The sequence below is a fragment of the Pseudomonas sp. Wu6 genome (genome assembly GCF_019891515.1).
Classification (GTDB): Bacteria; Pseudomonadota; Gammaproteobacteria; order Pseudomonadales; family Pseudomonadaceae; genus Aquipseudomonas; species Aquipseudomonas orientalis_A.
Genome location: NZ_JAFLXH010000006.1, coordinates 100,501 through 122,648, shown reverse-complemented (window position 1 = coordinate 122,648; position 22,148 = coordinate 100,501). Strand labels below are relative to the sequence as shown.

Below are 22,148 nucleotides of genomic sequence, written 5' to 3'. Positions count from 1 at the left end.
TGGGAATGCTTCCTGTGACGCTCTGCGTCACCATGGCGCAGGGCTCAAGTTGCGAGCTTGGACGCGGAGCGTCCGGGGCTGCATTCCCACGCAGAGCGTGGGAACGATCAAGCCACCGCTACATTCGGACCCTACCCTTGCTGTTCCTGTTCCCTTTCATCGCGCAACTCGACGGCTTTTTGTCCGCGTGTCTTCAACTCACTCACAATCACCGCCACCACAATCAACGCCGCGCCTGCCATCGCGATCGGCGGGAAGCGCTCGCCGGCAATCCGCCCGACCACGCCGGCCCACACCGGCTCGCCGGCATAGATCAAGGTGGCGCGGGTCGGCGATACACTCTGCTGCGCCCAGTTCATCGCCACCTGGATCACCGCACTGGTCAAGCCCAAACCCACCGCGCTGAACAGCAGCAACCACGAAAACCCGGGCAGTGCCTCGCCCATCGGCACCACCATCAGGAACGACAACATCGACGCCGTAGCCAGTTGCACCACTGTGACGCGGCGCACATCCACCTGGCCGGCGTAGGCGCTGATCAGGATGATCTCGGCGGCGACTGCCATGGCGCAGATCAGCGTGGCGATTTCACCGGGGCTGAAATTGAAAGAAGCGCCCGCCGGCCCGGTCAAAAGCATCAAGCCGGTAAACGCCAGCATGATGCCAATACTCGGCATCAGCGCCGGGCGCCGTCCCAGTACCAGCCACTGCAATAACGGTACGCACGGCACATACAAGGCGGTGATAAACGCCGATTGGCTGCTCGGAATGCTCTGCAGGCCGATGGTCTGCAAGCCGTAGCCAAACATGATCGACATGCCGATGAAGACCCCGGCCTTCACTTCCAGCAGGGTCAGTTCGCGCAAGGTGTGCACGGTGAAAAAGCCGACCACAATCGCCGCGGCCGCAAAGCGCAGGCCGACGAAAAACATCGGCCCACTCACGGTCAGCGCATGCTGCACCAGCAAAAAGGTACCGCCCCAGATCATGGTGATGACCACCAGGATGCATTCGGCTTTGCTGAAGCGATTGAAACGCGAAGGGGAGTTCGGGGCAGTCATGGCGGCTCGGTCTTGCAAGGGAAAGGCACGGACCGCACAATGCGCCGCACGCTGGGCAGTATACTGCGCACACCTACCCATTGAGCAATATAGTGCACAAAGAAAATCCACACCGGGCTTCGGTCCTGCAACACGTCAGCCAGAACGTTCGGCGCCTGCGCCATGCCGCCGACCTGAGCCAGACCGCGCTTGCGGAAAAATCCGGGGTCAGTCGGCGCATGCTGGTGGCCATCGAGGCCGGCGAAAAGAACGTCAGCCTGTCCACCCTGGACCGTGTGGCCGAAGCGCTGGAGGTGGCGTTCAGCGATTTGATCCAGGCGCCGGACGCCGGCGACCACAGTCGCATCAACGAACTGGCCTGGGCGGGTGATATCCCCGGCAGCAAAGCCGTGTTGCTGGCCAAGGCCACGGCGCGGCGTGAAGTCGAACTGTGGGAGATGCGCCTGGAGCCGGGTGATCGCTATCGTCCTGAACCTGATCCGCAAGGCTGGAGCGTGCAGGTCTTTGTGTTCGAAGGCTGTTTGACCCTGACGCTGGATGGCACGAACAAACACATAGCGGCGGGTGAGTTCTTTATGTTTTCCAGCGATCAAACCCACGTCTATTGCAATGATGGCGTCGGGGCTGTTCGGTTTGTTCGCAATGTGGTGATTTGAAGCAACACCGAAAGTTCTGTCGCGATTCTCGGATTAGTCATCGCGACGTCCCAAGTTGGGTGCATTACTTTTTTCCCGAGTTCTCCAGATGGAGAACACTGGAATAAGGGGAGATGCCCATGGCTGTAAGCCCACTTGGTATGACCAGACCGCCTTCGCCGTTAGATAATGATGCGTCATTAATCAATACGCACGCCAGTCCGGTCAAGTCCAACAGTGAGTGCCCGCCACACTGGCGTAGCTGGGAGGCTGAGCATGTGGTCGGCGCAGAAGAAAAGAAACGGGCCACGTTCGCCACACCTTTACGGTATCGCAACTACCGCGAGGATAAAGGCGTCAATCTCCCTCCCGTTGATAGAACCGCCCTGGCCCGAGCCCCATTGTGCTCAAAAAAATCCGCCGATAAATACAACATGCCTCAAGTAGGGCTCGTCTCCGAGGCCGGCTTGGAAACACGCATCGCTCGCTATACGCACAATCAGGTGCTGCCTGATTTCATCTACAATTTTTTTACGCAGGCTGACGACAAAAAGTTCCTCGCTTTCCGGCAACACCCCGAGCAGTTTCCAGTAACGCCGTTCACTTCGCAGGGCGGCATCGTATTGATGCCCAATACGCGATACATAGAAAAATATCCCGAGATTTTTCCAGAGCCCTTGAACTTGAGCGCCCGCACTCGTGATACCGGCGGCTTTGCGCTGGTGGGATACTGGATACCACCTGATCTGTTTGAACATCGCCAGGCGTTTCAAGAGATTTTCAAAAATCCCCTGATTACCGGTGAGGGTGTGAATGTGCGCGAACGTGTAGGCGAATATGAAAGGCGTACAAAGCGCACGTTTTTGGTGAATCCCATCGATGTTAAAAAAGAACACCTTGGCCTGCTTAAATCCTTTAAGGAAGTGAGCATGCGTTCCATCGAGCAGGTTTACGGTTATCAACCGGGCAAGGACACTGTGCAAATATATTTGCACAGCCCGATCTACGGAGACTCAACCGCCGGCCTGCATATTCATGTGCGGGTGAATCAGCGGCTTCCGGCAGGTGAGGCCGACGCCGGCAGTATCGCACTGGATAAAATTATTGACGTGCTGGAGGACGAGGCGTTTGGCAGCGGCACTATCAAGGGCAAGGTGTTGGAGATGATGCCTAAAACGCGCTCGGGACTTTGGGTGTCGTTTAATTCGGCTTCGAATAAAAAGCAGTTTGAAGGGATTCCTGTTACCTATGTTTCCAATCCATGGAAGCAACCTTGAAAAAGTAAATACAGCATGCGTCGGGTCAGTAATTGAATGCTGTGCTGATATTGGAATCCCCTTCGCCGACTTTGAGTGGGTGAAGCGATCGTTAGAGTGTGTCTATTTTATGCAGAGGTCATGGCTATGTTAGTTTCTTCCACGTCACCGTCATTGGTTCCTTATACCTCGACGACCGCGCCTTCGAGTACATCAACAACCAACACCGATACAGAGCGCGCTCGCGGGACGATGCCGAAGGCGCCCGTCAACCTCTCGGGTGGAGTGCCCGTGGAGCGCAGCAGTAATGGGATTTTATTCACGCGTGATGCCCAGTTTATCGAACATGATAATGAGCTATATCGCGTAAAAAACCCTTACTACACCAATTACGTCGCCGCTGAAGAAGTGGTAATGGGTAATCTGTTCTCGATGACCGGCTTGGGCGCGCCCAAGATGATGCTGTGCAATGGTTGTGAAGGTTTTTTTGACTTTAATAAAGCCACCAGAGGGGACTTTTCCGCGAATGCGGACTTGTCAAAATTTGCGTGTGTTGCGTCCAAGGTCGAGCCGAGCTTCAAGGACCTCGGTACATTCCTGTTAGATACCAAGGTGATGCCAGAGTTACTCAAGGCCGAAGGTGAAAAGTCGCTCGTCAGCGCGCCAGCCGTCAAGAAAGTCATCGATTCTTATCATGCGCTCGTTCAGTCCTATAACAAAGCGGACAGCCGTCTCGAAGATATTTATCAAGCTTTTCCTGACGGCCTGCATCGGCAGGCGCCGGGCGTGCTGGATAAAGTAAAGGCTGAAAACCTGATCAAGTTTTCGGTGCTGGAGAAACTCAATGACTTGCTGCCGCCAGAACTCAAGCAGGAACAGCAGCAGCACTACTTTGCCTCGCGGTTGATTAATAACTGGGATTACCTGAATTTTTCATTTTGCAATTTTGGTTATTTTCAACCCGACACGGCCAACGACCAATACAGGGGCATGACGGTTGATTTTGGCGGGAGCGGGACGTTGGGATTTGGCGGGCTTTCCAAGGCGGAGAGCTTTGAACGTGCAACCCAGGGCGCGCGCCCGGAAAATCCGTTGCAATCGACCAGCTTGTTCGAGCGCAAGGATTCCACCTTCTCCAGCGATTTTCCGCCCTCGCTGACGGGCATCAGCACCATCCCGCGCAGCAGGCCGCTTCTTTCCACCATCAAGGATATGGTCAAGACCGAAAACGATATCTATGAGGCCAAAAATATCCAGAGCCACGGAAAGGCGCTCGGGCCTGCTCTTGAAGTCGCCTATAGATTATCGGTATTGCCCGAGCCCGCACTCCAGCAATTTTTTACCGAAAACTGGGTGGCGGGCGGTCAGGACTTCCCGTACCGCGACAAGAGCCCGGAACACAATGTTGACACACAACAAATGACCACCATCATGGCCGACAGGAAGAACGCCTTTATCGATCAATTCGGGCGGCGAAATATTGAACGCTGGGAAGCCAATAACCCTGAGCGCGCAGCACAGGCGAGGGCTGAGGTGGAGCATGCGGTCAATAGCGTGGTCGAGGGCAAGTATGAGGTCAGGCCACTTGGCGCTGGTAGCCAGACCATCTGATGCGGCGTGTTGCAGGCTTTCCATAAAAACGCCGCCCGGTTCAGCTGTTGGTAGCGCAACAGCAATTGAACATTTTGCTGCCCGGAGATCGCGAAAAACAGCGCTTGTTTCTACAGCCTGTTGATTTTCAGGGTGATTTATAAACGGCACGACTCCTGCAAAGGCTCCGTTATTCATTCGGAGCCTGGAGTCGGCCCATGTCAGCCCACCCTCAACATTCAGCCCATATCATCCGCTCGGACGCGGAAGCCATCGAGGTCGCCACGCGGCTGGCGGCGCGGTTTGCCCTGGAGGCCAGCGAGCGCGACCGTGAGCGGCGCCTGCCGGTGGCGGAACTCGACGAGTTCTCTGCCAGCGGCCTGTGGGGCATCACCATTCCCAAAGCCTACGGCGGCGCCGAGGTTTCGTATGTGACCGTGGCCGAGGTGATCAAGCTGATCTCCGCCGCCGACCCTTCACTGGGGCAGATTCCGCAGAACCATCTCGGCGTGGTGGATATCCTCCTGCAAACCGGCACCGAGGAGCAGAAGCGCCACTACTTCGGCAAGGTGCTGGCGGGCTATCGCTTCGGCAATGCCTTTTCCGAAGCCAAGAGCAAAAACGCCGGCACGTTCGACACGCAGATTCGCGTCGACGGCGACTTCGCCCGCGTTGACGGCGAGAAGTTCTACTGCACCGGCGCGTTGTTTGCGCACATCGTGCCGACCGTCGGCAACAACGAGCACGGGCAGGCGCTGATTGCCTTTATCGAACGCGATGCGCCCGGCCTTACGGTGATTGACAGCTGGGACGGCTTCGGCCAACGCACCACCGCCAGTGGTGGCGTGACCCTCGACGGTGTGAGCGTGCCCTTGAGTGCGGTCATCCCCGCACACCTGGCGTTTGATCAACCCACCGCCGACGGCCCGATCTCACAGATTATCCAGGCCGCAGTCGATACCGGCATTGCGCTGGGCGCGCTGGAGCAGGCGAAGATTCACGCCCGCCAGGCACGGCCCTGGATCGACAGCCAGCAGGATCACGGCTGGCAAGACCCATTCACCATTGCCGCCATTGGCGACCTGGCGTGGCGTGTGCACGGCACCGAAGCGATTCTCGCCAAGGCGGGCAGGGCGGTCGACCTGGCCCTCGCCGAACCGACTGAAGACACCGTCGCCAACGCCTCGCTGATCGTCGCCCAGGCCAAGGTGCTGTCCGCCGAAACGGCCTTGCTCGCCAGCAGCAAACTCTTCGAGCTGGCCGGCACCCGCTCGGTCACCGGCAAGCACAACCTCGACCGCTTCTGGCGTAACGCGCGCACCCACACCTTGCACGACCCGGCGCGCTGGAAATACCACCTGATCGGCAACTTCGTGCTCAACGGCGTGAAGCCTGCACGCCATGCCTGGAACTGAGGAAGCTGACCCGATGACCGTACTGAGCCACACACTGAACCACGCACGCCAACTGCTGGAAACCACCCGCCGCTTTGTCGAGCGCAGCGACGACCCTTACGTGATCAGCCGCTTCGGCGATTTACAGATTCGTGTCGATGTGGCTGCGGCCCTGTTCGAGCGCGCCGAAACCGACCCGAGCCCGGTGGCTGTCACCGAGGCACAGATCGCCGCCGCCGAAGCCCTTATCGCCGCCAGCAATGCGCAGTTCGAATTGACCGGCCACCGCACCGCGCTGCCGTCGCCGCTCGATGACCCGCTGCGCGTGAAATACCGGATCGTCGGCAACTACCACCTCAACGGAGTGCTTTGATGTCTCGCGAAATTCGCCTGAATGCCTTCGACATGAACTGTGTCGGCCACCAGTCGCCCGGTTTGTGGGCGCACCCCCGGGACCGTTCCTGGCAGTACAAGGACCTGGAATACTGGACGGACCTGGCGAAGATCCTCGAGCGCGGCAAATTCGACGGGCTGTTCATCGCCGATGTGCTGGGCATCTACGACGTCTACAACGGCAATGGCGACGCGGCGATCCGCCAGGCGACACAAGTGCCGGTCAATGATCCGCTGTCGCTGATCGCACCGATGGCCCTGGTCACCGAGCACCTGGGGTTCGGCCTGACGGCGTCGCTGTCGTTCGAGCATCCGTACCCGTTCGCGCGCAGGCTCTCGACCCTCGATCACCTGACCAAGGGCCGGGTCGGTTGGAACATTGTCACCTCCTATCTGGAAAGCGGCGCCAGGAACCTTGGGCAAAAAGCCCAGACCGAACACGATGCGCGCTATGACTATGCCGAGGAATACCTGCAGGTTTGCTACAAACTCTGGGAAGGCAGCTGGGAAGAGGGCGCGGTAGTACGTGATCGCGAGCGCCGGGTGTTCAGCGACCCGCGCAAGATTCACGAGATTCGCCATGTGGGCAAACACTTCCAGGTGCCCGGCATCCACCTGTGCGAACCCTCGCCGCAGCGCACGCCGGTGCTGTACCAGGCCGGCGCCTCCAGCCGTGGCAAGCAATTCGCCGCCGAACAGGCCGAGTGCGTGTTCGTGGCGGCGCCGTCCAAGGTGCTGCTGAAAAAGACCGTCGCCGATATTCGCCGGCGTGCGGCCGAGGCGGGGCGCGATCCGCGCAAAATCCTCATCTTCAACCTGCAGACGGTGATCGTCGGCGAGACCGACGCGCAGGCCAAGGCCAAGTTCGATGACTATAAGTCCTATGTCAGCTACGAAGGCGCGATGGCGCTGATCTCCGGCTGGACCGGTATCGATTTCAGCCAGTTCAAACCCGACGAGCCGCTCAAGCATGTGCACACCAACGCCATCCAGTCGGCGGTGGAAGCCTTTTCCACGGCCGATCCCGACAAGGTCTGGACGCCGAATGAACTGGCCAACTGGGTTGGCATCGGCGGCTTCGGCCCGCTGTTTGTCGGCGGCCCGCAGACGGTGGCGGACCTGCTGCAGGAGTGGGTCGAGGAGACCGATGTGGACGGCTTCAACCTGGCGTATGCGCTGACCCACGAGACCTTTGTCGACGCCGTGGAGTGGCTGGTGCCGGAGCTGCAGAAGCGTGGCGTGTACAAGACCGAATACGCCCAGGGCACGTTGCGCGAGAAGCTGTTTGGCGAGGGCCCGAGATTGGGCGCCAATCACCCCGGCGCCGGCTACCGCGACCTGTCCGGTTCACACAAAACCCTTGTGGGAGGGGGCTTGCCCCCGATAGCGGTGGGTCAGTCAACAGTGGTTTAACTGACATACCGCTATCGGGGGCAAGCCCCCTCCCACATTTGCCCTGTGTCGTTTTGAACATTTCAGCCAGCGGACCACCGCACGCTCAAACATCCAATAGGAGTCATCCCTATGAGCGTGCCCGAACCCAAAGCCGCCCTGGAACGCCTGCACCACTGGGCGCAGCTCACACCCTTGCAGGTTGCCCTGCGCCACAAACGCCAGGGCCAATGGCATGCCTGGCGCTGGATCGATGTGTTGCGTGACGTCGAACGCGCGACTGATGGCTTGCGCCAGCAAGGCTTCAGCGAACAGTCGCGGCTGGCGCTCAGCGGCGCATTTGAGCCGAACCTGCTGTTGCTGGCGCTGGCTGCCCAATCCGTGGGCGGGCAGGTGCTGACGCTGGCCGATAATCTGGAGCCGCCAGCCCTGGAGCAACAGCTCTGGCGCCTCCACCCCAGCCACGCCTGCGTCCAGGGTCGGCAAGCCGATTGGGCATTCACCCAGCGCGTGGACTTCGCTCAACTGCTCGGCCCGTCCGACCCGGCGCAACGCCTGCAACGCTGGTGGCAGCCCGGCGCTGAAACCGTGTTGTGGAGCGAGGAGGGCACCCAGTGGCAAGGCGGTCTCGCCGTGGTGCTGGAGCAATGGCTCAACAGCGGCCACGGCCTGGCGTTTCCGGAGACCCTGGCCTCGGCGCGACGCGACCGCAGCGAAGTCGCCCCCACCGGCCTGCTGCTGTCACCCGAGCGTTTGCAGCACCTGGCCGACGAGATCGAAAGCCGCCTCGCCGCCCAGGGCACCTGGCGCCGACGCCTGTGTGAATGGGCCATCGCCCATCCACAGGGCGGTCTGCGCCGGTTGCTGAAAAACCGTGTGCGCAAGCTGCTCGGGTTTCAGCGCCTGGGCTATATCTGGCAGCCGCTTAAAACCACCGCCGAGCCCACCTGGCTGGCCGAATTAAAACGGGACATTGCATGAGCCAGGCCATTTTGCAGGTACGCGATATTTCGCTGTCGTTCAAGGGCGTCAAGGCGATCAATGCGCTGTCGTTCGAGGTGCAGCGCGGCGAGATCTGCGCGCTGATCGGCCCCAACGGCGCGGGCAAGAGTTCGTTGCTCAATGTGCTCAACGGTGTCTACCGTTTCGATGCCGGTGAGATTGTGTTCGAGGCGCAACACTTGCAGCGGATCGACCCGCTGGGCGCCGCCCGCAGAGGCATCGGCCGTACGTTCCAGAACAATGCGCTGTTCAAGAAAATGAGCGTGCTCGACAACGTCCTCACCGGCCTGTCGCGGCATATGCGCACCCACCTGATCGAACAGGCCCTCGGCCTGCCCCGCGCGCGGCGTGAAGCCGAGGCGTTTCGCCTGCGCGGGCAGGGCATCCTTGAGTTTCTTGAGCTGCAAGCCCATCGCGATGTGCTGGTGGGCAACCTGTCCTATGGCCTGCAAAAGCGCGTGGAGTTGGGCCGTGCGCTGATCGCCGGGCCCAGCCTGTTGCTGCTCGACGAACCCATGGCCGGCATGAACGCCGAAGAGAAACAGGACATGGCGCGCTTCGTCGCCGACGTGAATCGCGACCTGGGTACCACCGTGGTGTTGATCGAACACGACATGGGCGTGGTCATGGGCCTGTCCGACCATGTGGTGGTGCTCGACTACGGGCGCAAAGTCGGCGACGGCACGCCGGCCCAGGTACAGGCCAACCCCGACGTGATCGCGGCCTATCTGGGAGCGGTGCATTGATGATCTCTTTCTTCGAAACCCTGCTTGGCGGTTTGCTCGCCGGCACCCTGTACTCGCTGGTCGCCATCGGCTTCGTGCTGATCTACAAGGCCAGCGGCGTGTTCAATTTTGCCCAGGGCGCGATGCTGCTGTTTGCCGCGCTGACCTTCGTCAGCCTGCACGACCAGGGCGTGCCGTTTGCCCTGGCGCTGCTGCTGACGGTGGTGGTGATGAGCGTCGGCGCCTTGCTCATCGAGCGGCTGGTCCTGCGCCCGCTGGTGAACCGCTCGCAGATCACCCTGTTCATGGCCACGCTGGGCCTGTCGTTCATCATCGAAGGCCTGGCCCAGGGCCTGATGGGCTCGCAGGTCCGTGCGCTGGACCTGGGCATCGACGACGTGCCGCTGTTTGTCGGCCCGCTGATGCTCAGCCAGTTCGACCTGATCGCTGCGGCGGCTGCGGTGGTGCTGGTGAGCATCCTCGCGCTGCTGTTCAACAAGACCCGCATCGGTGTGTCGCTGCGCGCGGTGGCGGATGACACCACGGCGGCGCTGTCCATCGGCATCAACCTCAATCGGATCTGGCAGATCGTCTGGGCGGCGGCCGGCATCGTCGGGTTGGTCGCCGGGCTGTTGTGGGGCGCGCGCCAGGGGGTGCAGTTCTCGTTATCGCTGGTGGTGCTCAAGGCCTTGCCGGTGTTGATTATCGGCGGCTTCACCTCGATAGGCGGGGCGATTGTCGGCGGGCTGATCGTCGGTGCCGCCGAGAACCTCGCCGAGGTGTACATCGGCCCGTTGATCGGCGGCGGTATCACGCCGTGGTTCGCCTATGTATTGGCGTTGGCCTTCCTGTATATCCGTCCCGCCGGCCTGTTCGGCGAGCGTGCCATCGAGCGAGTCTGAAACCATGTCGATTCCCATTGTTCAAACCGCGCCGCTCTTGCTGGTACAGCGCCGCGTTCCCTGGGGCCTGCTCGGTCTGCTGGCCCTGGCCTTTGTCGTGGTGCCGCTGTGGAGCAACGACTATTGGCTCAATGCGATCCTGATCCCCTTTCTGGTGCTGTCCCTGGCCGGGTTGGGCTTGAACCTGCTGACCGGCTACACCGGGCAAACGTCGGTGGGCGCGGCGGGCTTCATGGCGGTGGGCGCGTTCGCCACCTACGGGTTTTTGCTGCGCCTGCCCGAGCTGGGCTTGCCGGTGGCGCTGCTGGGCGGCGGGATTATCAGCGCCTTGGTGGGCCTGTTGTTCGGCCTGCCCAGTTCGCGGATCAAGGGCTTCTACCTGATGGTCACGACGTTGGCGGCGCAGTTCTTTCTCGAGTGGCTGTTCGTCAAGTTCCCCTGGTTCTATAACTATGGTTCGTCCGGGACCATCTCCGCACCGCAGCTGACGCTGTTGGGTCACGACCTCAATACGCCGTTGGGCCGCTACTGGCTGACCCTGGTCACGGTGCTGCTGTTGACCTGGACCGCCGTCAACCTGGTGCGCAGCCAGGTCGGGCGCAACTGGATGGCGATCCGCGACATGGACACCGCCGCCGCCGTGGTCGGCATCCCGGTGGTGCGCTACAAGCGCCTGGCGTTCGCGGTCAGCTCGTTCTACTTAGGCATTGCCGGTGCGTTGTGGGCGTTCGCCTACCTGGGCACGGCCAGCGCCAGCAGCTTCGATATCAACCGCTCATTCCAGATCCTGTTCATCATCATTATCGGGGGCATGGGCAGCATTGCCGGCAACTTCGTGGGCGCGGCCTTCATCAGCCTGCTGCCGATCCTGCTCAGCCACGCCGGGCAGGCGCTGTTCGGCGGCTCGGTCGACGCGGGGCAGTTGCAGAACCTGCAGAAAATCATTTTTGGCGTGTTGATCATCGTGTTCCTGATCAAGGAACCCGAGGGCTTGATTCGCCTGTTGCACACCCTGCGTGACCGTCTGCGGCAGTGGCCGCTGCGTTTCTAACCTTTGCTCAAGAGAACTTCCATGCCTGCATCCTTGAAACGTTCCCTGCTCGGCACCGCGTTCGCGCTGGTGGCCCTGGCCGGTGTTGTGCCCCAGGTCGTGGCTTCGCCCGACCAGCAATTCATTCCCCTGGCGACCTACCGGGTCGGCGCCTATGCCTCAAGCGGCGTGCAGGTGTGGGCCGGGATGATCGACTACCTGCGCTATATCAATGAAGTCGAGGGCGGCATCAATGGCGTGAAGCTGGTCTGGCAGGAGTGCGAGACCGAGTGGACCGCGGAGAAGGGCATCGAATGCTACGAGCGCTTCAAAAATGGCCTGGATGGCGCGCCGGTCGCGGTCTACCAGCCCAACGGCGCGCCGGCAGCCTATGCACTGAGTGAACGGGCGGAAGTGGACAAGATTCCGCTGATCACCCTCGGTTACGGTCGCACCGAAGCCACCGACGGCACGGTGTTTCCCTACAACTTCCCGGTGATGCTGACTTTCTACAGCGAGGCCTCGACCCTGGTGAACTACATTGCCGAGCGCGAAGGCGGCTTCGACAAACTCAAGGGCAAGAAGATCGCCACGGTCTATCACGACTCGGCCTACGGTCGCGAAACCCTCGGCCCGTTGAAGCTGCTCGCCGACAAGTACGGCTTCGAGAATATCCAGATTCCGGTGGCCGACCCCGGCAACGAGCAGTCGGCGCAGTGGCGCCAGGTACGCCAGGCCAATCCGGACTGGGTATTCCTGCGCACCTGGGGCGTGTCCACCCCGGTGGCGGTGAAGACGGCGGCGCGTTTCGGCTTCCCGGTGGACCATATCATCGGCGATATCTGGGCCAGTTCCAGCGAAGACGTGCTGCCGGCCGGTGCTGCCGCCAAAGGCTATCTGGCGCTCACGCCCTACCCGGCAGGCAGCGACTTCGAGATCCACAAGCGCCTCAAACAGTCGGTCCTCGACAAGGGCCACAGCGACCTCAAGGACCTGAAGAATTTCGGCAGCGTCTACTACAACTCGGGCCTGGTGAACGCCGCCGTGGCCGTGGAGGCGATTCGCACGGCCCAGGCCAAGTTTGGCAAGCGCCCGCTCAATGGCGAAGAGGGGCGCTGGGGCCTCGAACATCTGAACATTGATGATGCGCGTCTCAAGGACATGGGCTACCTGGGCCTGATGCAAAACCTCAAGCTGTCGTGCCGCGACCATGAAGGCGGCGGTTCGGCGCGAGTGCAGCAGTGGGACGGTGCCAACTGGACACTGATCAGCGACTGGATCGCCGCCGACCGGGCGTTGTTGCGGCCGCTGATCGATGAAAAATCCGCCGCGTTCGCCAAGGAAAAGCACCTGACGCCGCGCACCTGCAGCGGGGATGAATAAACCATGAGCCAGCCTGCCACTGAGCCCGGGCACCCGGCGCTGCTGACGGTCGATGACATCGAAGTGATCTATGACGGGGCGATCCTGGCGGTGGCCGGGGTGTCGCTGAGTGTGCCCAAGGGCGCAATCGTTGCGTTGCTCGGCGCCAATGGCGCGGGCAAAAGCACCACCCTCAAGGCCATTTCCGGGCTGGTGCGGGCCGAGCGCGCCGAAGTCAGCCGTGGCCGGATCGACTACGCAGGCCTGAACCTGGCGGGCGTTGAGCCCAGCCAACGGGTACGCCAGGGCATGGTGCATGTGCTGGAAGGCCGGCATGTGTTCGGCCAGCTCACGGTGGAAGACAACCTGCGCAGCGGCGGCTTTGTGCGGCGCCTGAGCCGCAGGGAGCTGGCTGAGGATCTGGAGCGCATCTACACCTGGTTCCCCAGGCTCAAGACCAAGCGCCACACCCGCGCCGGCCTGACCTCCGGTGGCGAGCAGCAAATGGTCGCCATTGGCCGGGCGTTGATGACCCGTCCGGCCCTGGTGCTGCTCGACGAGCCATCGATGGGCCTGGCGCCGATGATCGTGCAGGAGATTTTCGCGATCATCGCGCAGCTCAACCGCGAGCAACAGGTGAGCTTTTTGATCGCCGAACAGAATATCAATGTCGCGCTCACCTATGCGTCCCGGGGCTACGTGCTGGATACTGGGCGAGTGGTGTTGAGTGGCAGCGCCGCCGAGCTGCTGGGACGGGGTGACTTGCATGACATTTATCTGGGCAAACAGTAAGGGCGAAGGTGCATGAGTGAATCGATCCGCAACGCTGATGTATTGATCATCGGCGGCGGCCTGAGCGGCACGATGCTGGCGGTGCAACTGCTGCGCCTGCCGGGCAGGCGGCGCCTGCTGGTGATCGAGCCGCGTGCGCAACTGGGGCGCGGCGAGGCCTACAGTGCCGTCGAACTGGGTCACACCCTGAACGGCAATGCGGCGCGCATGAGTGTCGACCCGGACAATGCCGATGACCTGACCCAATGGCTCACCAACTACATTGGCGCCGGCGGGTGGCCGGAGTCGGCGCAACAGCCGGTGCCCATCAGCGAACTGTTCCCGCCACGGGGCATTTTTGGCCTGTACGTGCAGCAGCGCCTGGCGCAGGCCGAAGCGCTGTCCGCATCCACCGTCGAGCATATCCGTGCAGAGGCGGTCGACGTGCACATCGACGCGGCCGGCGTCCTGTTGACCCTGGATAACGGCGAACGCCTGCGGGGCGCCTTTGCCGTATTGGCCACCGGCATGTTCCCGGCGGCGCGTACGCCGCAGACCGAATCCAGCGGCGTGAACGCGGCGGCGCTGGACCCCTGGGATGTACAGGCCATGACCCGGCTCGACCCGCAATCGAGCGTGCTGATCATCGGCTCCGGGTTGACCATGGTGGATGCCGTGGTCTCCCTGGAACACGCCGGGCATCGCGGGCCGATCGAGGTGTTCTCGCGCCATGGCCTGTTGCCCCATGTGCGCCGCCAGCCGCCGGGCTGGGACGATTTTCTCGGTGCTGATCACACGCTGCGCAGCCCTCGGCAACTGTTGCGTGAAGTGCGGCGCCAATGCCGCAGGGCGCTCGATCAGGGCGTGGATTGGCAGGCGCCCCTGGACACGGTCCGGGTGCATATCGCCCGGTTGTGGAGCCAGGCGAGCGAACGCGAGAAGCGTCAGTTCGTGCGCCATGTGCGGCCGTGGTGGGAGAGTCATCACCACCGTTCGCCGCCGTTGAGTGCGCAGTTGGTGGAGCGGTTGCACGCGCAGGGGCGGTTGCGGATTCACGCCGCGTCGTTCAAGGGGCTGGAACCTTCGGCCAGCGGCGTAACCATTGGCGTGCGTTATCGCGGCGAGCAGAGCCTCACACAGGTGTCCGGCGCGGCGCTGATCAACTCCAGCGGCATCGAATACGACTGGCGCCGCGTGGCCCGGCCGTTGCCGCAACAATTGCTCAAGCGCGGGTTGGTCCAGCCTGGGCCGTTGGCGCTGGGGATTGCGGCGGACACTTCAGGCGCGGTGCTGGATGCCCAGGGCCAGGTGAGTGGGCGGCTGTTCGCCATGGGCCCGCCGCTGCGCGGGATGTGGTGGGAGAGTACGGCGGTGACGGATGTGGCGATCCAGGCCAAGGCGCTGGCCGCCAGGCTCACACACATTTAAATGTGGGAGGGGGGCAGGCTCTGATGCCAGTGTAGGAGCGAGCTTGCTCGCGAAAAACATCAACGATAACGCGTGCTTCCTGAATGAACGCGGTGCCTGTGAGTTTTTCGCGAGCAAGCTCGCTCCTACAGACTGGCATCAGAGCCTGCCCCCTCCCACATTTGGATCTGCATTTATTTTGAAATTTTCACCAGTCCGGGCTTGAGGCCAAACACTTCAACGCCCTGGGGCGTCGATTGCCCGGTTGTCACCTTCACCCGTTCCACCGGCTGGTCCATCGCCGCACGGTACTCGACGATGTTGTCCGCCTGGATCGCCTCGCTTGGCACCACAATCGCCTGCGCATTGTTGTACGTCACAATGGTCAACCGCGCGCTCATTCCCAGGCGCACTTGCTGCAATTGCTGCGCCGTGAGGCTGGGGATCGACAACGTTACCGGAAATTGCGCGCTGCCCTGGCTGTCATTGGCGATTGCCAGGCCGCTGACCACGCTCACCGAACCGGTCAGCCGCTCACCGTCAAAACCATCCCCCATCACCTCCACCGCCTGGCCCTGGTGCAGTTGATTGATGTCCAGTTCGGAGACCTTGGCGACGATTTTCAAGCGTTCGATATTGGCCAGGCCAAACAACACCTGGCCTTGGCTGACCTTGCTGCCGGCTTGTACCGGTGCGTTGTTGCTGGCGCCGCTTGGGGAGGCCGTGCTGTTGCCGGGTGCGGGCACGACGATGCCGGAGAAGGGCGCCTTGACCTCCTTGCCCTCGAGCAGCTTGTGCAGGGCGTCGTATTTGACCGTGGCGTTGGTCAGCTCCATATCGGCGATCTGCCGGTATTCGCCCTTGCCCTGTTCCAGCGCCTGTTGCAGTTCACTGCGCGCCGCTGCCAGGTCCAGTTGCTGCTGCTGGGTCTGTTGCTTGAGGTCGTCGAGTTCGTTGCGCGGAATGATGCCGCGCTTGAACAGGTTTTCGCTTTCGGTGAGCTTGCGCCGGGTGTTGCCGGCGTTCATTTCTGCAGTGCGCAGGCTGCGCCGGGCGCGGCTGACGGCGGCGCTGCTGTCCCAGTCCTGCATTTCCTGCACGGTGCGTCGCGCCTTGAGCTGAGCCGATAGGGCGTCGCGCAGTTGCACTTCGAGGGTGGCCGGGTCCATGCGCAACAGCACCTGGCCGGCCTCGACGCGCTGGCCTTGCTCCACCAGATTGACCAGTACATTGCCGTCGAACGGTGCGGTGAGGGTGACGGTGGTGTCGGGCTCGATCTTGCCCACCAGGCCGATCTGATGCACCAGCGGGTCGGGTTTCACCGCCAGCCACTGGTCACCGGTGGCGGCCGGACTTTCGGCCGAGGGGCGCAGGGCCAGCCCGAGGCCTGCCACCAGCAGGATCAATACCGCGCCCAGCAGGCGTTTGCGATTAGTAGTCATTGAGGGCGATTTCCCAACTTTCCAGGGTCATGCCCAGCGTCAAGTCAAGCTGGGTCTGAGCGTTCAAATAAGCGATCAGCGCATTGAGCCGCGCGTTTTCGGCGTTGCGCAGGTCAGTTTCGAAACTCAGCACCTGGAAGTTGGTGGAGCGCCCGGCGCTGAGTTTTTCCCGTTCAATCTCGATCTTGCGCCGCGACAGGTCCACGGCGCGCTGGGCGATCTCGTACTGGCGCCAGCGGGTGCCAAGGTCGCGCACCACATCGTTGACGCTGCGCTCGAGTTCCTGGCGGGCGTCGGTGATACGGATTTCCTGGTCCTCGACATCCACCCGGGCCCTGACTTCGGCCTGGCGCGTGCTGATATCGCCGATGGGGATCTGCACCTGCACGCCGGCGTAGCTGTCCCAGTTGCGGTTATGGGTGCGGCCATTATCGCTGTCGTTGGCGTCGCGCACCTGGTTCGCGCCCGCCACCAGGTCCACTTGCCAGCGTCCCGAATCCTTGGCGATCACCAGATTGAGGTCGGCCCGCTGGCTGCCGAGCAGGGCCGCAAGGTATTCCGGTTGCTGGGTTTGCGCGAGGTTGAACGCCTGGCGCTTGTCGATTTCCATGGGCCGGGCTTCCAGCGCTTCGGTGGCGCGAATCGGTGTGGACAGGTCCAGGGCCAGCAGGCGCAGCAGGGCCAGGCGACTGGTATCGAGCTGGTTCTGCGCTTCCTCCACGCCCAATTGCTGGGTGGCGATGTCGGCTTCGGTCTGCACGATCTCGAATTCGGCCATGCGCCCGGCACTGATCAACGCCTTGTTCACCTCCAGCAAGGTGTTGGAGCGCTTGAGCGCGTCCTGCACGATCACCTGCTGCTCCTGGGCCCGCAGCAACTCGCGGTAGGTGGCGATGATCTGGCTGATGGTTTGTGCCACGGTGGCCTTGAGGTTGAGACGGTTGGCCTGTTCCGCCAGGCGCGACAGGCGCAGCGGCGCGGTGGTGGCGTCCCAGCCGGCGCCACGCATCAGCGGCTGGATGATGGCCAGGTCAAGGCCGTCGCTGCGGTAACGGCCGGCACGGTCGGCGTTGTTCAGTTGCTGGGTCCAGGCCATGCTCAGGCGGGTGCCGTATTCGCCGAGCAGGCTGGTGGACGGCGCCAGGTTGGCGTTGCGCGCGCTGTCCTGGGAACCGCGTGTGCCCCGGTAGTAACTGTTGAGGGTGAGCTTGGGGTTGAACACGTCTTCGGCGACCCGCAGGTCGAACTTCTGCGCGACCCGCTGCAGGTAGGCGCTGCGGATCGCCGGGTTGTTGCGCAGGCCCAGGTACACGGCGTCGCCCAGGGTCAGGGTGGTCACCTGGGCGTTCAGCGACACGCCGCGATCATAGCCGCTGCGGGTGGTGCTGGGCGCCGAGGGTTTGATCACCACCTCGGCGGCCCCGGCGGGCAGGCTGAGCAGCGCCAGCAGCAGTAACCATTTACTCATCGCGCAAGGCCTCCACCGGCTGCAGGCGTGAGGCCGAGACCGCCGGGTAGATGCCAAAGAACAACCCCACCAGCAATGTGCTGCCCACGCCCAGGGGCAGGGCGGCCACCGCCAGGGCAAACACCCAGCCCGACAGCCAGGCGTAGAACCAGGCGGCGGTCATGCCGAGTACCGCGCCGCACAGCGCGCCGACGGCGGTCAAGGTGACGGCTTCGAGCAGGAACAGGTTGCGGATATCCCGTTGCCGAGCGCCCAGGGCCATGCGAATGCCGATCTCGCGACGGCGCTCGGACACGTTCATCAGCATCACATTCATCACCCCCACACCGCCGCCCACCAGGGAAATCGCGCCGAGGGCCAGCAGCAGGTACGCGAAGGTGCGGCTTTGGCGGGTCATGCCATCGATCATTTGCTGGGGCACCGTGATGTCGACGTTGTGCTCGGTCAGTTGCGGTTGCAACGCGGCGGCGGCGTCCCGTGCCACACGTTCCATATCCTGGCCTGGCCGGGCACGGATGATCAGGTTGTTGATCTGCGGGTTGGCAAAGATACGCCGCATGCCCTCGGCGGGAATGAACAGCGATTCATTGGCTTGCACCGGCATCAGCATCGCGCGTGGCTGGTTCTGCAGGATGCCGATGATCAGGAACAAGTAGTCGTTGATGCGCACGCGGTCGCCCGTTTTGAGCGGCTCTCCGGGTACGCCGAGGGCCTGGGCGACCTGGTCACCGATCACCGCATAGGTCTGGTTGGCATCGAAGGCCGACAGGAAACGCCCTTCACGCACCGCCAGGCGCATGGCGGCCTGCACATCCGGGGTGCTGCCGACGAAGTTGGCATTGGCGGTGCGCCCATGGAACACAATGGGCCCGCTGAACAGGCTGAGCGCGCCGATGTGCGCAATGCCCGGTACGGTCTGGCGCACCGCGCCCAGGTCGAGCCGGGTGCGCATCGGCACATTGGCGCTGCCTTTGGGCGGGAACTGGACGACCAGGGTGTCGGTGCCCATGTCCTTGAAAATCATGGCGGCATCCACCGCAGCGTTATGGCCGATATTGATCAAGGCGACCACCGACGAACTGCCGATCACGATACCCAGCAGCGCCAGCACCGAGCGTTTGCCCAGGGTACGCAGGCTGATAAACGCTTCATGCAGCAGTTGGCTCAGACTCTGTTCGACCCGCAGGCTCATAGGCGCTCGGCCTCGTGCACCACGCCGTTGCGCACCAGGATCTTGCGCTCCAGCCGCTCGGCGATGTGCGCATCGTGGGTGACGATGATCAGCGTCACCTGTTGCTCGCGATTGAGCGCCAGAAGCAGGTCCATGATGTCCTGGGCGGTGCTGCTGTCGAGGTTGCCGGTGGGTTCGTCGGCGAGGATTACCGAGGGCTTGCCGACCAGCGCCCGCGCGATGGCGACACGCTGGCGCTGGCCGCCGGACAGGTCGGCCGGGCGGTGGTGAGCGCGCTCGGCCAGGCCGACCTGATCAAGCATGCGCAAGGCCTGTTCCACCGATTCATGGCGGGATACGCCGCGGTAACTGAGGGGCAGGGCGACGTTGTCCAGAGCGCTGAGGCGCGGCAGCAGGTTGAAGCTCTGGAACACGAAACCGATTTGCTGGTTGCGGATCGCCGCCAGTTCATCGGGACTGCTGTTGAAAATATCGTGACCGGCGAAGCGGTACTGGCCGCAGTTGGGCAGGTCCAGCAGCCCGAGGATATTGAGCAGGGTGCTTTTGCCGGAGCCGGACGCGCCGAGAATGCCGCAGCTGTCCCCGCTGGCGATGGACAGGCACACGTCATTCAGAATGGACAGGTGTTGCCCGGCAAGCTGGTAGCTTTTGCCGATGCCCTGCAGGGAAATCAGGTGGGGGTGCGCGGAGGGCTCTGTGATCATGACTACGCCTGCCGTCTCAACGGTGCGGTGCTGTCCCGTAAATCTTTGTAACAACTCGGGAAGCCGCCAGTGCCCGTCGGGAACTGATTATTTTCTTGTTTTTAAAAGATTGTTTGAATAGTAACCGCGTTCATTGCGCTTCGCCAGCGGTGGATTTAGAGCGGTTTGATGCGTTCAAACAAGCGCTTCAAACCCATTGCGCGGTGTGCAAAAGGCCGTCGGACTTCCCCGACATCGCCGTATGCGAAGGCTTTCAAGCATATGGCACCGTGTCATTACTTGCTTTCGAACGAAGGCCCCGGTATAAAAAATCAAAATATTTTTTAAAACAATATTTCCCCCCCGTGGAACCCTTATGGCTGCGAAGAAACTCAGCGCTCCAAACATTACCAAGACTCGACTGCTGGATGCGACAGAGGCGCTCTTTATTAAGTACGGATATGACGCCGTTTTATTACGGCAGATTACCGAGCGTGCCCAAGTCAACCTGGCTGCGGTGAATTACCACTTCGGGGACAAGGATTCCCTGATGAAAACCCTGCTGATGCAGCGCCTCGAGCCGCTCAATGAGCAGCGCCTGGAATTGCTGGCGCGTTGTGAAGCCCAAGCTGACGGCCCGCTCGACTGCGACACGCTGCTCGGTGTGCTGTTCGCCCCCGCCATGGGGATGGAGCGCAGCGATCCCGCCAGCGGGGAAGGGCGTTCATTCATTCGCTTCCTGGGCCGGGTCTATAGCGACACCTCGCCCTTTATCCAGGAATACCTCAAGGTCCATTACCAGCCGGTGTTCCAGCGTTTCTTCGAAGCGTTTGCCCTGGCGCTGCCGGACCTGCCGCGCAACGAATTGGGTGTGCGCCTGCAATTTGCCCTCAAGGCGATTTCCGGGGTGATGGCCGGCACCGAATTGCGCCTGCTGATGAACTCCATGAGCCTGGGCCGCCCGGCCACGGACGCCGAGGTGATGGCCAAGCTGATTACCCTGGTGTCGGCGGCGATTCGGGTGCCGCAGCAAAGCGCCGAGGCCGAGATAGCGTTGGCCAAAGTGCTGGAGACCCAGCGGGCGATTCGTGAGCAGGCGAATGCACCCGCCGCCAAGGTTGCGCGCTAAGCCAAATCCAGGGCAAAAAAAAGCCCGCTGGGGCGGCGGGCTTGATATGCAACGTTTGTAACGGATGAGGCTTCACACTACGTCCTGGCTTGTGAATAAAACGTGAAAAATATGTAAGAGAAAGTATGAATACGTTAACGCAGACAAACTGACGCCCATAACGAACGCTAAATTTTCCAGCGAGGGGCACTTTTCGCCAGTCGCTGCCGCATCTGATCCACATTGGCCGCCAGTTGCACGGTCAACAATCGATAACCGTCAAGCGCACTGTACACGGGAGCATCCAATGGTGTCTGGACAACATTGGTGTGTTGAGGGCGGTCCAGACGCTCCGTGACGCCTGATTTCAACGCCCGTGCCATGCCTACCAACTGAACGCGGATCTGCCGGTGCTCGGCCTTGAGCGTCATGCGCATGCGTGCGCTGGCGTGTTCATCGCGTGGGTCCGGTCGGGTATTGCCAAGAATTTCCAGGGTGCTGATGCACATGCGCAGGTGCCGCTGGAGTTTGTCCAGCTCGGTCATTGAGATCCGCACTTCCTTGGACACCGACGGCATCAGCGAGCGCAGTTGCAGCATCGCCGCGTTCAAGCGGTTGAGCAGCTTGAGGTGCTCATCGTCGGTGACGGATTGGCCATTGATGATGCGGCTGTAGATCGCCGCACAATCGCGCAGGGCGCTGGCCAGGTTGTAGCGCCACGAGTACACCGCGTACAGCGGCAGGGCGAAGGAAAACGCCAGGGCCAGTGCGATGCCGATCAGGATGTCGACCGTGCGCCACAGGCCATCCGAAATCGGATTGTCGCCGTGCCCGGCCACGATAAACACCGTGATCGCCGACAGCAGCGCGATATAGCCGCCCTTGCCGATGGCATGGTAGGAAAAGAACCCACACACCGCCGACATCAGCAGGTACGTCAGGAAGGGCTGACCGAAGTAGGCTTTCTGCACCACCAGCAGCAACCCGACGCTGGCGCCGATCAGCGTACCGTACGCACGCTCCACGGCTTTCTTGCCGATATTGCCATGGTGCTGCAAACCGCCGATCACGATCAGCATGGTCACCGACGCCCATTCGCCATGGGGCAGGTTGAGGCCGGTGGTCAGCAGGATCGTCGCCAGTAAGCCAATGGACACGCGCACGGCGTGGATCAGCTTGGCGTGGCGATAGCGCCGGTAAGGGTCGAGCAGGGGGCGCAGCAGGCGCCGGGCAAAAATGGGCAGGTTCATCGGTATTAAGGGGGCCTCATTAGTCAGGGCAAACCGATCGAATGTGAGAGGGGATTGCCCTAATGTCAGTGAAGCGTACACAGCC

The 22,148-nt window shown here is 61.9% G+C and carries 20 protein-coding genes; 14 read left to right on the top strand and 6 right to left on the bottom strand.

Translation table 11 applies throughout. The features are described 5' to 3' along the window. Positions 1-131: 131 nt before the first annotated feature. The gene (locus J1G34_RS06050) at positions 132-1,061 is read right to left on the bottom strand and encodes a DMT family transporter (protein WP_222993555.1); all 930 of its coding nucleotides are present in this window, start codon (positions 1,059-1,061) and stop codon (positions 132-134) included. A 92-nt stretch (positions 1,062-1,153) separates the two neighbouring features. Between J1G34_RS06050 and J1G34_RS06045 the strand changes: the two genes are divergently transcribed. The 13 genes from J1G34_RS06045 to J1G34_RS05985 all read left to right on the top strand — a co-directional run bounded on the left by J1G34_RS06045 (position 1,154) and on the right by J1G34_RS05985 (position 14,941). Beyond that, positions 1,154-1,717, top strand: coding sequence for a helix-turn-helix domain-containing protein (locus tag J1G34_RS06045; protein ID WP_065894909.1), 564 nt, complete (start codon positions 1,154-1,156; stop codon positions 1,715-1,717). 119 nt (positions 1,718-1,836) lie between these two features. Beyond that, positions 1,837-2,973 carry a hypothetical protein gene (locus J1G34_RS06040; protein ID WP_141688000.1) on the top strand — a complete coding sequence of 379 codons (1,137 nt, stop codon included), beginning with the start codon at positions 1,837-1,839 and terminating at the stop codon, positions 2,971-2,973. A 126-nt stretch (positions 2,974-3,099) separates the two neighbouring features. Further along, complete coding sequence (locus tag J1G34_RS06035; RefSeq protein WP_222993553.1) at positions 3,100-4,563, top strand: hypothetical protein; 1,464 nt, start codon at positions 3,100-3,102, stop codon at positions 4,561-4,563. A 197-nt stretch (positions 4,564-4,760) separates the two neighbouring features. Beyond that, positions 4,761-5,957, top strand: coding sequence for an SfnB family sulfur acquisition oxidoreductase (locus J1G34_RS06030; RefSeq protein ID WP_065894913.1), 1,197 nt, complete (start codon positions 4,761-4,763; stop codon positions 5,955-5,957). A 13-nt stretch (positions 5,958-5,970) separates the two neighbouring features. Continuing rightward, positions 5,971-6,309 carry an acyl-CoA dehydrogenase gene (locus tag J1G34_RS06025; protein WP_065894914.1) on the top strand — a complete coding sequence of 113 codons (339 nt, stop codon included), beginning with the start codon at positions 5,971-5,973 and terminating at the stop codon, positions 6,307-6,309. Then, entirely contained in the window at positions 6,309-7,742 is a 1,434-nt protein-coding gene (locus J1G34_RS06020; protein WP_222993551.1) for an LLM class flavin-dependent oxidoreductase, read from the top strand. The genes J1G34_RS06025 and J1G34_RS06020 overlap by 1 nt, the downstream gene beginning before the upstream one ends. 111 nt (positions 7,743-7,853) lie before the next feature. Beyond that, complete coding sequence (locus J1G34_RS06015; RefSeq protein WP_222993549.1) at positions 7,854-8,702, top strand: acyl-CoA synthetase; 849 nt, start codon at positions 7,854-7,856, stop codon at positions 8,700-8,702. After that, complete coding sequence (locus J1G34_RS06010; RefSeq protein WP_065897528.1) at positions 8,699-9,469, top strand: ABC transporter ATP-binding protein; 771 nt, start codon at positions 8,699-8,701, stop codon at positions 9,467-9,469. The genes J1G34_RS06015 and J1G34_RS06010 overlap by 4 nt, the downstream gene beginning before the upstream one ends. Then, the gene (locus J1G34_RS06005) at positions 9,469-10,350 is read left to right on the top strand and encodes a branched-chain amino acid ABC transporter permease (protein WP_065884925.1); all 882 of its coding nucleotides are present in this window, start codon (positions 9,469-9,471) and stop codon (positions 10,348-10,350) included. The genes J1G34_RS06010 and J1G34_RS06005 overlap by 1 nt, the downstream gene beginning before the upstream one ends. 4 nt (positions 10,351-10,354) lie before the next feature. Then, complete coding sequence (locus J1G34_RS06000) at positions 10,355-11,401, top strand: branched-chain amino acid ABC transporter permease (protein ID WP_065884926.1); 1,047 nt, start codon at positions 10,355-10,357, stop codon at positions 11,399-11,401. A 21-nt stretch (positions 11,402-11,422) separates the two neighbouring features. Then, complete coding sequence (locus tag J1G34_RS05995) at positions 11,423-12,763, top strand: ABC transporter substrate-binding protein (RefSeq protein WP_065884927.1); 1,341 nt, start codon at positions 11,423-11,425, stop codon at positions 12,761-12,763. A gap of 3 nt (positions 12,764-12,766) precedes the next feature. After that, positions 12,767-13,534 (top strand): ABC transporter ATP-binding protein, encoded by a 768-nt coding sequence (locus J1G34_RS05990; protein WP_065894920.1) that lies wholly within the window; start codon positions 12,767-12,769, stop codon positions 13,532-13,534. A 12-nt stretch (positions 13,535-13,546) separates the two neighbouring features. Next, positions 13,547-14,941, top strand: a complete 1,395-nt coding sequence (locus J1G34_RS05985) for an FAD/NAD(P)-binding protein (protein WP_222993547.1) — start codon at positions 13,547-13,549, stop codon at positions 14,939-14,941. Between the two features lie 173 nt (positions 14,942-15,114). On the opposite strand, the gene J1G34_RS05980 is transcribed toward J1G34_RS05985, so the two are convergent. The 4 genes from J1G34_RS05980 to J1G34_RS05965 are packed head-to-tail and all read right to left on the bottom strand — an operon-like array spanning position 15,115 to position 19,726. Then, positions 15,115-16,362, bottom strand: coding sequence for an efflux RND transporter periplasmic adaptor subunit (locus tag J1G34_RS05980; RefSeq protein ID WP_065894922.1), 1,248 nt, complete (start codon positions 16,360-16,362; stop codon positions 15,115-15,117). Continuing rightward, the gene (locus J1G34_RS05975) at positions 16,352-17,830 is read right to left on the bottom strand and encodes a TolC family protein (protein WP_065884931.1); all 1,479 of its coding nucleotides are present in this window, start codon (positions 17,828-17,830) and stop codon (positions 16,352-16,354) included. Before J1G34_RS05975 ends, J1G34_RS05980 begins: the two co-directional genes overlap by 11 nt. After that, positions 17,823-19,022, bottom strand: a complete 1,200-nt coding sequence (locus J1G34_RS05970; protein ID WP_065936054.1) for an ABC transporter permease — start codon at positions 19,020-19,022, stop codon at positions 17,823-17,825. The genes J1G34_RS05975 and J1G34_RS05970 overlap by 8 nt, the downstream gene beginning before the upstream one ends. After that, positions 19,019-19,726 (bottom strand): ABC transporter ATP-binding protein, encoded by a 708-nt coding sequence (locus J1G34_RS05965; protein ID WP_065884933.1) that lies wholly within the window; start codon positions 19,724-19,726, stop codon positions 19,019-19,021. Before J1G34_RS05965 ends, J1G34_RS05970 begins: the two co-directional genes overlap by 4 nt. Positions 19,727-20,081: 355 nt before the next feature. On the opposite strand from J1G34_RS05965, the gene J1G34_RS05960 reads away from it, so the two are divergent. Beyond that, the gene (locus J1G34_RS05960) at positions 20,082-20,834 is read left to right on the top strand and encodes a TetR/AcrR family transcriptional regulator (RefSeq protein WP_065894924.1); all 753 of its coding nucleotides are present in this window, start codon (positions 20,082-20,084) and stop codon (positions 20,832-20,834) included. Between the two features lie 167 nt (positions 20,835-21,001). Here J1G34_RS05960 and J1G34_RS05955 read toward each other — a convergent pair whose 3' ends face one another. After that, positions 21,002-22,063, bottom strand: a complete 1,062-nt coding sequence (locus J1G34_RS05955; RefSeq protein ID WP_065894925.1) for an FUSC family protein — start codon at positions 22,061-22,063, stop codon at positions 21,002-21,004. Positions 22,064-22,148: the final 85 nt, after the last annotated feature.

Bases quoted from the DNA above. Each gene is read 5' to 3' on its own strand.
- J1G34_RS06050 (WP_222993555.1), bottom strand. From the start codon at position 1,061: ATGACTGCCCCGAACTCCCCTTCGCGTTTCAATCGCTTCAGCAAAGCC.
- J1G34_RS06040 (WP_141688000.1), top strand. From the start codon at position 1,837: ATGGCTGTAAGCCCACTTGGTATGACCAGACCGCCTTCGCCGTTAGAT.
- J1G34_RS06035 (WP_222993553.1), top strand. From the start codon at position 3,100: ATGTTAGTTTCTTCCACGTCACCGTCATTGGTTCCTTATACCTCGACG.
- J1G34_RS06030 (WP_065894913.1), top strand. From the start codon at position 4,761: ATGTCAGCCCACCCTCAACATTCAGCCCATATCATCCGCTCGGACGCG.
- J1G34_RS06025 (WP_065894914.1), top strand. From the start codon at position 5,971: ATGACCGTACTGAGCCACACACTGAACCACGCACGCCAACTGCTGGAA.
- J1G34_RS06020 (WP_222993551.1), top strand. From the start codon at position 6,309: ATGTCTCGCGAAATTCGCCTGAATGCCTTCGACATGAACTGTGTCGGC.
- J1G34_RS06015 (WP_222993549.1), top strand. From the start codon at position 7,854: ATGAGCGTGCCCGAACCCAAAGCCGCCCTGGAACGCCTGCACCACTGG.
- J1G34_RS06010 (WP_065897528.1), top strand. From the start codon at position 8,699: ATGAGCCAGGCCATTTTGCAGGTACGCGATATTTCGCTGTCGTTCAAG.
- J1G34_RS06005 (WP_065884925.1), top strand. From the start codon at position 9,469: ATGATCTCTTTCTTCGAAACCCTGCTTGGCGGTTTGCTCGCCGGCACC.
- J1G34_RS06000 (WP_065884926.1), top strand. From the start codon at position 10,355: ATGTCGATTCCCATTGTTCAAACCGCGCCGCTCTTGCTGGTACAGCGC.
- J1G34_RS05995 (WP_065884927.1), top strand. From the start codon at position 11,423: ATGCCTGCATCCTTGAAACGTTCCCTGCTCGGCACCGCGTTCGCGCTG.
- J1G34_RS05990 (WP_065894920.1), top strand. From the start codon at position 12,767: ATGAGCCAGCCTGCCACTGAGCCCGGGCACCCGGCGCTGCTGACGGTC.
- J1G34_RS05985 (WP_222993547.1), top strand. From the start codon at position 13,547: ATGAGTGAATCGATCCGCAACGCTGATGTATTGATCATCGGCGGCGGC.
- J1G34_RS05980 (WP_065894922.1), bottom strand. From the start codon at position 16,362: ATGACTACTAATCGCAAACGCCTGCTGGGCGCGGTATTGATCCTGCTG.
- J1G34_RS05975 (WP_065884931.1), bottom strand. From the start codon at position 17,830: ATGAGTAAATGGTTACTGCTGCTGGCGCTGCTCAGCCTGCCCGCCGGG.
- J1G34_RS05970 (WP_065936054.1), bottom strand. From the start codon at position 19,022: ATGAGCCTGCGGGTCGAACAGAGTCTGAGCCAACTGCTGCATGAAGCG.
- J1G34_RS05965 (WP_065884933.1), bottom strand. From the start codon at position 19,726: ATGATCACAGAGCCCTCCGCGCACCCCCACCTGATTTCCCTGCAGGGC.
- J1G34_RS05960 (WP_065894924.1), top strand. From the start codon at position 20,082: ATGGCTGCGAAGAAACTCAGCGCTCCAAACATTACCAAGACTCGACTG.
- J1G34_RS05955 (WP_065894925.1), bottom strand. From the start codon at position 22,063: ATGAACCTGCCCATTTTTGCCCGGCGCCTGCTGCGCCCCCTGCTCGAC.